Source organism: Pseudolysinimonas sp., from assembly GCF_031389465.1.
Taxonomy (GTDB): Bacteria; Actinomycetota; Actinomycetes; order Actinomycetales; family Microbacteriaceae; genus Pseudolysinimonas_A.
The window spans coordinates 1-12,064 of sequence record NZ_JANMSQ010000208.1 but is presented as its reverse complement, the minus strand read 5'-3'; the positions used below and the strand labels follow the sequence as shown (position 1 = coordinate 12,064).

Sequence of the window (12,064 nt, the reverse complement as noted above, 5' to 3'; positions counted from 1 at the left end):
GGAACGTCACGGTGACCGACTGGTCCTGACGCATCTTGTAGACGTCGTCATCCATGCGCAGTTCGTGGTTGGAGAGCGGCGTCTGATCGCGCCAGCAGTACGGCAGCACGCGGTAGCCCTCGTAGGCGAGACCTTTGTCGTAGAGCGTCTTGAACGCCCAGACGACGCTCTCCATGAAGGTCACGTCGAGCGTCTTGTAGTCGTTCTCGAAGTCGACCCAACGCGCCTGACGGGTGACGTACTCTTCCCACTCCTTGGTATACGTCAGCACCGACTTCTTGGCAGCCGCGTTGAAGGCCGCGATGCCCATCTCTTCGATCTGGCTCTTGTCGGTGATCCCCAGCTGGCGCTCGGCTTCGAGCTCTGCGGGTAGGCCGTGGGTGTCCCAGCCGAAGCGGCGGTGCACCTGCTTGCCGCGCATCGTCTGGTAGCGCGGGAACAGGTCTTTCGCGTAGCCGGTCAGCAGGTGGCCGTAGTGCGGCAAGCCGTTCGCGAACGGCGGGCCGTCGTAGAACACCCACTCCTCGCAGCCTTCGCGCTGGGCGACGGATGCACGGAAGGTGTCGTCCTTCTTCCAGAACGCGAGGATGCCGCGCTCGATCTCCGGGAAGTCGGGAGACGACGGGATCGATGGATACGGCATGGCTTTCTGGCTCCTCGCGAAGGGGAATTCACTTCGCGAGGACGACTCCTGCTTTCGCAAGCAGAAACCGCGGTACCACCTCGCTTGCGCATCCCGCGGATGCGCCTCTCAAACAGGCTGTAACGAGCCCACCCGCCCGGTTCTACTCCCCAGTTTCCTGAGTTTCTTCCGAGAACTCCCCGGTGATGCCGGATCGCAGTCGCTGTAGGCAGCTTAGGGGATTCTGCAGCCCCTCGCCCCGTGGGGTGGACAGGTCTGTCCCAGGTCGGTCACGGCGCCGTCACGCCGCCGTCATGCCGCCGACGGATGCTCGCGTCTACTAGGGGGAATCATGAAGAACAGCACTATGGGATCCGGCCCTGCCGGAACGGGAGGGATGCGTCGGGGGATGCGTCACACCCTGGCGATCATCGCGACAGCGGCGCTTGCCTTGCTCTTCGCGACCGTCGGATCGGCACCGCAAGCGGCTGAGGCCGCGCCGTACGCGCAGTGTGACAGCCAGTTCAACACACCGGGACTCGGAATGGACTGCACGGTCGCCGTCGTCAACAACCTCGACCTCGCCACCGGGGTCACCAGTTCGACGACGACGTACACGCGATGTAGCGGTGCCGCCAACACGGCGCTGAGCTGCGCGGGTCCGACGACGGTGTCATCGACGGAACTCGTGACGAGCGTGTCGCAGTGCAACTCCTCGCTCGACGGCGGTGGGGCATCGATGCATTGCTCGGTGACGATCACCAACAACATCGTCGGCGATGCCACCGCGGTGGGTGCGACGGTGAACCAGTGCAACGACTCGCTCGGCGGAGGCGGAATCGTGCTGCGAGCGTGCAACCCCGATCCGGCGAGCACCAGCGGAGCGACGATCAACCAGTGCAACAATTCCGACAACGGCGGCGGCTCATCGCTCACCTGCCTGGTGACGGCCGGATCGACCACGTCGGCTGCCCTCTCGGTCACCGTCTCGCAGTGCAACTTCTCTGCCAATGGCGGGGGTTCGCTCATCGTCTGCTCGGTCGGGATGACGACCAACATCACTCCCGCGGTTGTCGTTCCGCCGCCGGACGAGGAGGAGGAGACTCCGCCCGTTGAAGAGGAGGAAACCGGGACTCCGCCCGCCACGTCTGAGGTGCTGGGCGACCAGGTCATCGCCGGGCCGTTCGGGCCGGAGCGGCTCGCCTACACCGGAGCGACACCCGCCTCGCCGGTGAACGCCCTACTGCTCATCGGTGTCGGAGCGCTGCTTCTGGGCTGGACTCGGATCGCTCGTTCACAGAGACCGGTCATCGGCTAGCCCCGGCAGTCACCGTCGGCGCAGAGGACCACAGAGGGGTTGCGCCCGACGGAGGTCGGAAGACACGGTCGACCGCGAGGTCGACCGTGTCTTCCGGGTATGCTGATCACTCCTTCCGGGTCAGGGGGTGTTCTGCAGCATGCAGTTCGAACGATGGAGTCTTCCCCTCATGGGCGAGATTCTTCTGCGCGGAGCGACCCGACGCGACGAGTTCCGGTCGCTTCTCGGCATCGCCCCCGATCTGCTCGATTCGCGCCTGGCCGCGCTTGTCGATTCCGGCATCCTGTCGGTCGAACCCGCGACCGACGGCGTCGAGCAATACGTGGCGACCGAGAAGGGTCGGGGCCTCGAGCCAGCGATCCGGGCACTCGATGAGTGGAGTCGAGCCTGGGATCCGGTGGCGAAAGACGATCTGCTCGAGATCCTCGAGGCGGTCGTCCCATCCGGGGTACCGGATGACGACTCCGAGCCGCTCGCCGTCGCAGGCACCATCGAGATGTCGGTGCTCGAGAGCTTCGACCTCCGGGTCGACGGGGTCTCCGCGGAACTCTCACCGGGATCCCAAAGACTGCTCGTGTTCCTGGCACTCCGTGATCGCGCCATCGCACGCATCGCCCTCGCGGGCACGATGTGGCCCGACGTGTCGGAGGGGCGCGCCGGCGACAGCCTGCGGTCAGCGATCGCGCGGCTCGAGACGCCTGGGCGTGCCGCTCTGCGTTTGTCATCGACTGGTCTCCGTTTGACCGAAGGCATCGTGATCGATCTGCACGAGGCCCAATCACTCGCCCACCGCCTCGTTTACGGGGGCGAGGTGCGCAACTCCGACCTGAGCACGGCGTCGATCGCTACCCTGTCGCGCGAGCTGCTGCCGGACTGGTACGACGACTGGATGCTCGCGGAAGCCGAAGACTGGCGTTACCTGCGCATGAACGCTCTCGAGTCTCTCGCCCAGAAACTGTTCGAGACCGGGCTCCTCGGCGAGGCGACCACCGCGGCTCGCGCCGCGATGCGCATCGATCCGCTCAGGGAGAGCCCCCAGGCCACCCTCATCCGCGTGCAACTCGCGATGGGCAATCAGGCGGCGGCAGCAGACGTCTTCGTCCGCTACCGCACCATCCTGCATGCCGCCGTCGGACTTGCCCCCACGAAACAGCTCGCTGATCTGGTCGGCGACCTCGAGCGCTGACCACAGAGGCGTTACGAATCGTTGGACCCCCGCACGGCCTAGCCCTATGCTGTGGTCCGTCCGGGGCCAGCGCCCGGCGTGAGGCGAGGATCAGCATGACCGACGACACCCCGACGCAGCGAATCCCCGAAACGACGGATGCCGCGGGCGAGTTGGTTGAGGAGCGTCAGAAGTCGAAGGCGCTGCTGTTCACCCTCGTCGGGGTCGGCGCGGCGCTGCTGATCGCGATCATCGTGCTGCTCATCATCCTGTTCGGCGGCGGCAGCGGTGACCCGCAGGCCACCCCGAGCAGTTCGGATTCTCCGAGCGCGAGCCCGACGCCGAGCGACTCTCCCACTCCGACGGAGTCGGCGACCCCCACCTCGACGCCCACTCCGACTCCCACGGCCGCGCCGCCGCCTCCGCCGGACACCTCGCCCGGTCTCGCGTCGTTCACCCTCGCAACGCAGAACGTACAGTGCCAGTCCCCGCCCGCCCCGGGCGGCGGTGGCGTCGTGCCGCCGAATCCCCAGGTGCGCTTCAACTACACCTCGAAGAACGCGTCGTCGGTGTGGTTCGTTTTCGGTACCAGCGACGCCGCCGACGCGGGCGCGTTCCCGATGCCGCTGAGCGGCAACCAAGACGATGTCTACGGCTCGCCCAACAGCCTCGAGTTCCCCTGCTACCAGGCGGAACAGAAGTACACGATCACGGTGGTCGGCAACAACGGCCAGCACGTCAGCAAGACCTTCACGGTCAAGAACACCGGCTACGTCCAGTAACGAATCCGCCGATCGGGAGGCGACACCATGACCACAATGCCCCTGCCAGCGCCTGACCCGGGTACACCGCCGCCTGTTGCGGGCGGGCCGAACCGCATCATCCTGATTCTCGGAATCGTTGCGGGGCTCCTGCTGCTCACGGTGGTCGCGGTCGTGTTCCTGCTGATCGGCCGCGGCAGCGCTGAACCGGGTGCCGGTGAGACGCCGACACCGACTCTGACCTCGAGCGAGTCGCCGACTCCCACGGTGTCCGCCGAGCCGGAACAGACCCAGCCGCCGGTCGACAACTCGACACGGTTCACCAACTTCTCTGCCGACCTAACCGTCGAATGCGACCCGACCGGCGAGCAGGACAAGCCCGAGATCACCTTCTCGTGGACCGCCGCGAACGCCGTCGAAGCCTGGTACACCCCCAGCGACGAGGACGCGAAAGACGACAATTACATGCAGTTCCCGAACGCAAGCGCAGGCACCAACAACGACCTCACCGACGAGCACCTGTTCCCGTGCAACCACCGCCAGTTCATGGACATGACGATCACGCTGGTCGCGCCGAACGGGCAGCACGTCAGCGAGCACGTGGTCTACGAGGACGTGAACTGGCAGGGCTGAGCAAGCCTCGCGGCTAGGGTCGAGGCATGCGCCGTCCGCTTCTCATCGGGCTCATCGCGGGCGCTCTGGCGTTCGTCATTCTCGCCGTCGTCGGTGTGGTCGTCGCATTTTCCGTCATCGACCGGCAGAACGCGGTAGCCGAACACCGTGAGGCAACGAGCGAACTCACGGATGTCGTCGAGGCGTCCGAAGTCGCCATCACGGAAGCCGACGAGGTGCTCTCGATCGCGGCCGACCCGCTGCTCGCTGTCGACGCCGTCGCCGTGGTGACGACCGAACGAGATGCCGCGACCGCCGGCCTCGACGACGCCGACCGGATGCTCGAGACCGACCTCGACGAGCTCGAAACCGAGAGCATCCGCGCACTCACCGCCGACATCCTCGCGACCTCCACCGACCTGCGTAACGACGACGAACGGGTGTTCGCCGCCCTGGCCGAGCTGGTCTCGGCCACCCAGGCGGCAGCGCCCTCGGTCGAGGCAGCGAACTTTGACGCCGAGAATGCGCCGCACATCGCCTTCCGGGACGCGGGGGCCGACCTCGACACCGCCGCGACTGACGCCATTGCGGAGTACCTCGTCAGCTACCTCGACGCCGCGCATGCCCTTGAGGCGTCCCACGGGGAAGAAATCGCCGAGAAGGCTGGGCCGCTGCTCGACGGTCGGCTGACCGTGCAGGCCTTCGCCCGCTCGATCTCGGGCGGCGTGCTGCTCGACTTCGACTGGGCCCCGACGGTCAGCGGCTACGGCCTCGGCGGCAGCTACGGTGGCACGAGCTACTGGTACTCCGCCGACGGTGGCTACGCGACGATCACCCTCTCCGACAGCGTGGCGACGATGTGGCCGGGTGCCGGCGTGCAGTCGCTCGTCGTCCACGAAGTCGGCCACGCCATCCTCGCCAAGTGCACCGAGCTGTTCTTCGACTCGGAGTTCTATGCCGGCGAAGAGGAGTCATGGGCCACCGCGTGGGCGATCGGGATGGGCTACACCGCCGACGGCAGCGGCGAGTCGATCTACGGCCGCCCGAGCGACGGGCTCATCCAGCTCTCCACGCAGTGCCGCTGACCGCCCGGCGGTAAACTGCACCGGTCACAACCAGGCACCTCCTTACTGACACGGTGCCGCGCATATCGAACCGGAGCATTCCATGACGTCTGCCAGCCGTAGCGCTGCCATCCCTGAGAAGCCCGCCCTGGAAGGCCTCGAGCCCAAGTGGGCCGATATTTGGGAGCAGCAGGGCACCTACCGGTTCGATCGCGCAGCGGCTCTCTCCGCCGGCAGTGCGTTCAGCATCGACACCCCTCCCCCGACGGCATCCGGGTCGCTGCACATCGGGCACGTCTTCTCGTACACCCACATGGATCTCGCGGCCCGGTTCCATCGGATGCGCGGCGAGCACATCTTCTACCCGATGGGCTGGGACGACAACGGGCTGCCCACCGAGCGTCGCGTGCAGAACTACTACGGGGTGCGCTGCGACCCGACTCTCCCCTACGTCGAGGGCTACGTGCCACCGCTCGAGGGTGGCGACAACTCGTCAAGCAAGGCCGCCGACCAGGTGCCGATCTCGCGCCGCAACTTCATCGAGCTGTGCGAACGACTGACGATCGAAGACGAGAGGCAGTTCGAGGATCTCTGGCGCGCGATGGGGCTCAGCGTCGACTGGTCGCTGACCTACCGCACGATCGGCGTGGAGGCGCAGACCGTCGCGCAGCGCGCGTTCCTGCGCAACCTCGCGCGGGGTGAGGCGTACCAGGCCGAGGCTCCGACGCTGTGGGACATCACGTTCCGTACCGCCGTCGCGCAGGCCGAGCTCGAAGACAAGGAGCAGCCTGCGGCGTACCACGCGGTGACCTTCCACCAGGCCGACGGCGGAACGATCGAGATCGCCACCACCCGCCCCGAACTGTTGCCGGCCTGCGTGGCGCTCGTCGCGCATCCCGATGACGAGCGCTACCAGCACCTGTTCGGCACGACGGTGACCACCCCGCTCTTTGGCGTCGAGGTGCCCATCGTCGCGCATCGGCTCGCCCAGAAGGATAAGGGCACGGGCATCGCGATGATCTGCACGTTCGGCGACGTGACGGATGTTGTTTGGTGGCGTGAACTCGACCTGCCCAACCGCACCGTGCTCGGGCGCGACGGGCGGTTCCTCGATGAGGCACCTGCCGGCGAGCTGTTCACCGATGCCGGTCGCGCGGCCTACGCCGAGCTCGCGGGCAAGACCGTGTTCAGCGCCAAAGCTGCGACCGTCGAGTTGCTCCGCGCGAGCGGCGACCTGATCGGCGACCCGAAACCGACGACGCACGCGGTGAAGTTCTTCGAGAAGGGCGACAAGCCGCTCGAGATCGTGTCGACCCGCCAGTGGTACATCGCCAACGGTGCGCGCGACGAGAAGCTGCGCGACCGACTGCTGGATGCCGGCAGGCAGATCGACTTCCACCCCGACTTCATGCGCGTGCGCTACGAGAACTGGGTCGGCGGTCTCACCGGCGACTGGCTCATCTCGCGACAACGCTTCTTCGGGGTGCCGATCCCGGTCTGGTATCACCTGGACGCCGACGGAGAGCGGGGGGATGTCATCATCCCCGACGAGCACGCTCTGCCCGTCGACCCCTCGACGGACGTGCCTCCGGGTTTCACCGAGACTCAGCGCGGCGTGCCCGGCGGCTTCGAGGGCGACCACGACATCATGGACACCTGGTCGACGTCGAGCCTCACCCCGCAGATCGCCGGCGGTTGGGAGAGCGACCCCGAACTCTTCGGGCTCGTCTTCCCGTATTCGCTGCGCTCTCAGGGGCAAGACATCATTCGCACCTGGCTGTTCTCGACGGTACTGCGCGCCCAACTCGAGCACGGCAGCATCCCGTGGACCAACGCCGGGATCTCGGGCTTCATCGTCGACCCCGATCGCAAGAAGATGTCGAAGTCGAAGGGCAACGTCGTCACCCCCGGCGCGATCCTCGACGAGCACGGCGCGGATGCGGTGCGCTACTGGGCGGCATCGTCGCGGCTGGGCACCGATGCGGCATTCGATCCGCAGAACCCGAAGCAGATGAAGATCGGCCGCCGCCTCGCGATCAAGGTGCTCAACGCCGCCAAGTTCGTCTACTCCTTCGGCGACGGTCGTGGGTTGAGTAGCGCCGCCGAAGGCGACGCGTATCGAAACCACGTCACCAACCCGCTGGATGTCGACATGCTCGCCGTTCTTGCGGATGTCGTGCGCCAAGCCACCACCGCGTACGAAGCGTTCGACCACGCCCGAGCCCTCGAGGTGACGGAGCAGTTCTTCTGGACGTTCTGCGACGACTACCTCGAACTCGTGAAGGAGCGCGCCTACGCGGGCGACGGCTCATCGGTTGCGGCGCTGCGTCTCGCGATCGACGTGATGCTGCGGCTTCTCGCTCCGGTGCTTCCGTTCGCCACCGAAGAGGTGTGGTCGTGGACCCATGAGGGGTCGGTGCACACCGCCGCGTGGCCCATTCTCGAGGCGGAGGCGCCGCGCGGTCTGCTGCCGGCGGTGAGTGCCGCCCTCATCGGCATCCGCCGCGCGAAGACCGAAGCGCAGGCGTCGCAGAAGACCGAGGTGATCAGCGCGACGCTCGCCGGTCCCGCGATCCTCGCCGACGCGGCCGACGACTTGAAGGCGGTGGGACGCATCGCGCAGCTTGAGCTGGTCGAGAGCGACGAGATCGAGGTGCGCTCGATCGAGCTCGCCGAGGCGCCCGCGTGACCGTCATCGTGCGCGACATCGCACCTGCCGATCACGACGCCTGGCGGGCGCTCTTTCACGCCTACGGGGTCTTCTACGAGACCGAGCTCGCTGACGAAGTACTCGACCACGTCTGGTCGGCGATCCGCGGCGAGGCGATTCGCGCGTTCGTGGCCGAACAGGACCCTACGACGGGCTCAGGACGGCGCGGCCGGGTCGTCGGGTTCGCGCACGTGCGCACCCATGTGGCGACCTTCTCGGTCGGCGAGGACTGGTACCTCGAAGACCTCTTCGTCGACCCTGACGTACGCGCGGGTGGGGTCGGCACGGCGATCCTCGAACACCTCGTGAAGGTCGCCCGCTACGAGAGCGGCGGCACGCTGCGCTGGGTCACCGCAGAGTCGAACGCGACCGCACAACGGGTGTACGACAAACTCGCGAAGCGCACCACCTGGGTGACGTACGAGGTCGAGCTCGACGAGAGCTAACCCGCTTCGACAAGCGACTTGAGCTTCTGCAGCGACGCGTCGAGTGCCTGCTGCATCATCCCCTGCGTCCCCGCGTCGAAGGTGCCTGCGCCGACTTGGCTGTTCATGAGGTCGATCGCGTGATGCATCGCCGCCTGGATCTCCGGAGACTGCTGCGCCATCTGCTTCTCCATCGCGCTGAGATCGGGCTTGCCCCAATCGCTGTCGGATGAGGAGGTGAGCGTCGTCGAACCGCCCGACTCGCTGAGCGCGTACGTCGTCGTGGCGTCGCCGCCGGCGTAGGTCATCGTCACGGCGAAGCCGAGGGGCGGATTCCAGTTCTCGATTCTCAGCTGAGCCTCGCCCGCGAGCGCGGGAACGGGGCCCGACACCTCGAACCCCGAGTGCAGCACCGACGGATCGGCGGGCATCAGCCCGGCACCGCCCGCCCAGGCCGTCAGTTTGTCGGGCTCGGTGAGCCAGCGAAAGACGTCGGCGGCCGGCTTCGCGATCTCGACGCGGCCGTTCGTCTTCATACCCATGCACGGCAGGTTAGCGTGGGCCCATGCAGCTCGGCACGCGGTGGGAGATCGGCACCGAACCGCCCGCGCGCCTGCCTGCCGCGATGGTTACTGCCGTCGCGGCGGTCGAGGCTGAAGTGGCTGACATCGACACCACCGGATGGCGCTGGACGCTGACGTGGCTGGAGGGCCGGCCCGTCGTGGAACTTGATGACGGAACGACCCTCCGATACGACCCGGTCAGCGACTCGGTGACCGTCGAGAGTCCGCTCGACTGACACCGTCTTCGATTCGTCGCCCTACCGGTAGTGGCGAACGAGGCGCTCAGCATGCAGCATCCTCGCCTCGTTGCCGACCTGCCGTTCGAAGTCGCGACGCTGGGCTTCGCGATCGATCGGCTTGGAGACCTCGCGGCCCCAATTCTCAAGCGCCCGGCCAAGCCGGACGGCGATCCCGGGCAGCCCCGAGATGTGTTGTGTCTCCATGAACGTGTGTGTCATGGCCGACTTCCCTTCGTTCATCACTGCTTATCTTTCACGGCACCACCGACATCGCCGGGTTGCTCGACCCCGTCGATCAGCGGGAAGACGTCGAGGTGGACCTGAACGGGCCGAGCGCCCGGAACCCGCTGGTTGCGGTACTTCGCCACGAAGCCGTCGAGGACGTCGGAGAGTTCCTCGGTGAGTTGGTGGAACTGCTCACGGTCAGTTGCGTCGAGAAGTTGCACCCGGAGTGGATGCGCCAGCCCCTTGAGGGCGGCCATCTCGACGACGATGCCGTCCTTGTCGCTGTGAACCATACTGCAAAGATGACGAACCCCTTCTTCGAGGCCAGCACCCTCCCCTACCAGTTGCCCCCGTTCGCGAAGATCGCCGAGGAGCACTACGAGGAGGCCTTCGAGAAGGGCATGGATGAGCAGCTCGCCGAGATCACCGCGATCACGCGCAAGCGCGACTTCCCGATGTTCGCCAACACCTTCCCGGCGCTCGAGTCGAGCGGGCAAACGCTCTTGCGGGTGAGTCACGTCTTCTTCAACAAGTCGTCGGCCGACTCCACAGATTTCACCAACGTGCTCGAAGAGAAGATCGCCCCGAAGCTCGCGGCACACCAGGACGCCATCCTTCTCGATGCACTCCTCTACTCCCGCGTGAAGACCGTCTACGAAACGATCGACCAGCAGGAGGCGCTCACCCCCGAAGACCGCTACCTGGTCGAGCGGTGGTACCTCGAGATGACCCTTGCGGGCGCCGGGCTCGACGAGACCCAGAAGGACCGCCTGAAGGAGCTCAACCAGCAGCTCGCCACCCTGACGACCAAGTTCGAGAAGAACCTGCTCGCCGACACCAACGAGCTCGCGGTACACCTCACCGACGTGGCCGACCTTGACGGCCTCGAAGGCGGCGAGATCTCTGCCGCTGCCGAAGCCGCCGCGGCTCGCGGGTTGGACGGCTTCCTGGTGACCCTCGTGCTGCCGACCGGGCATCCGTTCCTCGCCGCGCTGACAAAACCCGAGGTGCGCGAAAAGGTCATGGCCGCCTCCCGTGCCCGCGGCTCGCACGGCGGCGAGTACGACAACACCCGTCTCGTGCTCGAGATCGTGCGCCTGCGCGCAGAACGCGCGGAACTGCTCGGCTTCGAGAACCACGCCGCGTACGTCACGAAAGATGAGACCGCCGGCAGCCCGGATGCCGTCGCCGCCATGTTGGGGAAGCTCGCACCTGCCGCGGCGAAGAACGCGAAGGCCGAGCAGGCCGACCTCGAGAAGCTCGCCGGGCACCCGGTCACTGCCGCCGACTGGTCGTTCTACACCGAGAAGGTGCGGCAAGAGAAGTACGACGTCGACACCGCAGCACTTCGCCCCTGGTTCGAGGCGGAACGGGTGCTCAAGCTCGGCGTCTTCGGAGCCGCGAACGCGCTCTACGGAATCACCTTCAGCGAGCGCGCCGACCTGATCGGCTATCACCCCGACGTGCGCATCTTCGAGGTCGCGAACACCGACGGCTCCCCGGTCGGGCTCTACCTGCTCGACCTCTACACGCGTGACTCGAAGCGCGGCGGTGCCTGGATGAACCCGCTCGTGTCGCAGAACACCCTGCTCGATCAGCCGGTCGTCGTGGTGAACAACCTCAACGTGCCCAAGCCCGCCGCGGGTGAGCCGACGCTTCTCACCTTTGACGAAGTGAGCACGTTCTTCCACGAGTTCGGGCACGCGCTGCACGGGCTCTTCGCCCGCGTCACCTATCCGAAGCTCGCCGGCACGAATGTGTTCCGCGACTTCGTCGAGTTCCCCAGCCAGGTGAACGAGATGTGGATGCTCTGGCCCGAGGTTCTCGACGCCTACGCCATCCACTACGAGACGGGCGAGCCGATCGATGCGGGCGTCGTGGCCCGCATCCGCGACTCGGAGACGTTCAACGAGGGCCATGCAACGAGTGAGTATCTCGCGGCGGCGCTGCTCGACCAGGCCTGGCACACCCTCTCCGCCTCGGATGCCGCCGCCGTGACCGATGTCGCCGCCTTCGAAGCCGCAGCCCTGGCAAATGTCGGACTCGACAACCCCGCCGTGCCGACGCGCTACTCGAGCGCGTACTTCGCGCACACCTTCTCGGGCGGCTACGACGCCGGGTACTACTCCTACATCTGGAGCGAAGTGCTGGATGCCGACACGGTCGAGTGGTTCAAGCAGTACGGCGGTCTCACGCAGGAGAACGGCGACCGCTTCCGCGAGCTGCTGCTCGGCGTCGGCGGGTCGAAGGATCCGCTCGAGGCGTACCGCGAGTTCCGCGGCCGCGACGCCGTCATCGAGCCTCTGCTGAAGCGCCGCGGTCTCTCGTAACGAGGTGCGCGCGGATGATCGTCGCCGCGG

General features: G+C 66.6%; 13 protein-coding genes. 9 read left to right on the top strand and 4 right to left on the bottom strand.

Annotation, left to right across the window (positions count from 1 at the left end):
- A partial coding sequence (locus RMO30_RS08420; RefSeq protein WP_309711928.1) for a class I tRNA ligase family protein occupies window positions 1–643 on the bottom strand: 643 nt, incomplete at its 3' end.
- Window positions 644–974: 331 nt separating this feature from the next.
- Here RMO30_RS08420 and RMO30_RS08415 point away from each other — a divergent pair.
- The 7 genes from RMO30_RS08415 (at window position 975) to RMO30_RS08385 (ending at window position 8,698) form a co-directional block, all read left to right on the top strand.
- Window positions 975–1,940, top strand: a complete 966-nt coding sequence (locus RMO30_RS08415) for a hypothetical protein (protein WP_309711924.1) — start codon at window positions 975–977, stop codon at window positions 1,938–1,940.
- A gap of 139 nt (window positions 1,941–2,079) precedes the next feature.
- Window positions 2,080–3,126 carry a BTAD domain-containing putative transcriptional regulator gene (locus tag RMO30_RS08410; protein WP_309711921.1) on the top strand — a complete coding sequence of 349 codons (1,047 nt, stop codon included), beginning with the start codon at window positions 2,080–2,082 and terminating at the stop codon, window positions 3,124–3,126.
- Between the two features lie 95 nt (window positions 3,127–3,221).
- On the top strand, window positions 3,222–3,887 hold the full coding sequence (locus RMO30_RS08405; protein WP_309711919.1) for a hypothetical protein: 666 nt from the start codon (window positions 3,222–3,224) through the stop codon (window positions 3,885–3,887).
- 27 nt (window positions 3,888–3,914) lie between these two features.
- On the top strand, window positions 3,915–4,499 hold the full coding sequence (locus RMO30_RS08400; RefSeq protein WP_309711916.1) for a hypothetical protein: 585 nt from the start codon (window positions 3,915–3,917) through the stop codon (window positions 4,497–4,499).
- A 26-nt stretch (window positions 4,500–4,525) separates the two neighbouring features.
- A complete protein-coding gene (locus RMO30_RS08395; RefSeq protein WP_309711912.1) occupies window positions 4,526–5,563 on the top strand; it encodes a hypothetical protein in 1,038 nt (345 codons plus the stop codon).
- Window positions 5,564–5,645: 82 nt separating this feature from the next.
- Window positions 5,646–8,231 (top strand): valine--tRNA ligase, encoded by a 2,586-nt coding sequence (gene valS, locus RMO30_RS08390; protein WP_309711909.1) that lies wholly within the window; start codon window positions 5,646–5,648, stop codon window positions 8,229–8,231.
- Window positions 8,228–8,698 (top strand): GNAT family N-acetyltransferase, encoded by a 471-nt coding sequence (locus RMO30_RS08385; protein WP_309711906.1) that lies wholly within the window; start codon window positions 8,228–8,230, stop codon window positions 8,696–8,698. Before valS ends, RMO30_RS08385 begins: the two co-directional genes overlap by 4 nt.
- On the opposite strand, the gene RMO30_RS08380 is transcribed toward RMO30_RS08385, so the two are convergent.
- Window positions 8,695–9,219, bottom strand: coding sequence for a hypothetical protein (locus RMO30_RS08380; protein WP_309711903.1), 525 nt, complete (start codon window positions 9,217–9,219; stop codon window positions 8,695–8,697). The two genes, RMO30_RS08385 and RMO30_RS08380, sit on opposite strands and share 4 nt — an antisense overlap.
- Before the next feature lie 23 nt (window positions 9,220–9,242).
- On the opposite strand from RMO30_RS08380, the gene RMO30_RS08375 reads away from it, so the two are divergent.
- Entirely contained in the window at window positions 9,243–9,476 is a 234-nt protein-coding gene (locus RMO30_RS08375) for a hypothetical protein (protein ID WP_309711900.1), read from the top strand.
- Window positions 9,477–9,497: 21 nt separating this feature from the next.
- Here RMO30_RS08375 and RMO30_RS08370 read toward each other — a convergent pair whose 3' ends face one another.
- Window positions 9,498–9,698 carry a hypothetical protein gene (locus tag RMO30_RS08370; RefSeq protein ID WP_309711897.1) on the bottom strand — a complete coding sequence of 67 codons (201 nt, stop codon included), beginning with the start codon at window positions 9,696–9,698 and terminating at the stop codon, window positions 9,498–9,500.
- Between the two features lie 20 nt (window positions 9,699–9,718).
- Complete coding sequence (locus RMO30_RS08365; RefSeq protein WP_309711894.1) at window positions 9,719–9,997, bottom strand: hypothetical protein; 279 nt, start codon at window positions 9,995–9,997, stop codon at window positions 9,719–9,721.
- Between the two features lie 9 nt (window positions 9,998–10,006).
- Between RMO30_RS08365 and RMO30_RS08360 the strand changes: the two genes are divergently transcribed.
- The gene (locus RMO30_RS08360) at window positions 10,007–12,034 is read left to right on the top strand and encodes a M3 family metallopeptidase (protein WP_309711891.1); all 2,028 of its coding nucleotides are present in this window, start codon (window positions 10,007–10,009) and stop codon (window positions 12,032–12,034) included.
- Window positions 12,035–12,064: the final 30 nt, after the last annotated feature.

Coding starts and splice junctions, on each gene's coding strand:
- RMO30_RS08380 (WP_309711903.1), bottom strand. CDS start 9,219: ATGGGTATGAAGACGAACGGCCGCGTCGAGATCGCGAAGCCGGCCGCC.
- RMO30_RS08410 (WP_309711921.1), top strand. CDS start 2,080: ATGCAGTTCGAACGATGGAGTCTTCCCCTCATGGGCGAGATTCTTCTG.
- RMO30_RS08400 (WP_309711916.1), top strand. CDS start 3,915: ATGACCACAATGCCCCTGCCAGCGCCTGACCCGGGTACACCGCCGCCT.
- RMO30_RS08365 (WP_309711894.1), bottom strand. CDS start 9,997: ATGGTTCACAGCGACAAGGACGGCATCGTCGTCGAGATGGCCGCCCTC.
- RMO30_RS08360 (WP_309711891.1), top strand. CDS start 10,007: ATGACGAACCCCTTCTTCGAGGCCAGCACCCTCCCCTACCAGTTGCCC.
- RMO30_RS08375 (WP_309711900.1), top strand. CDS start 9,243: ATGCAGCTCGGCACGCGGTGGGAGATCGGCACCGAACCGCCCGCGCGC.
- RMO30_RS08415 (WP_309711924.1), top strand. CDS start 975: ATGAAGAACAGCACTATGGGATCCGGCCCTGCCGGAACGGGAGGGATG.
- RMO30_RS08370 (WP_309711897.1), bottom strand. CDS start 9,698: ATGACACACACGTTCATGGAGACACAACACATCTCGGGGCTGCCCGGG.
- RMO30_RS08405 (WP_309711919.1), top strand. CDS start 3,222: ATGACCGACGACACCCCGACGCAGCGAATCCCCGAAACGACGGATGCC.
- valS (WP_309711909.1), top strand. CDS start 5,646: ATGACGTCTGCCAGCCGTAGCGCTGCCATCCCTGAGAAGCCCGCCCTG.
- RMO30_RS08395 (WP_309711912.1), top strand. CDS start 4,526: ATGCGCCGTCCGCTTCTCATCGGGCTCATCGCGGGCGCTCTGGCGTTC.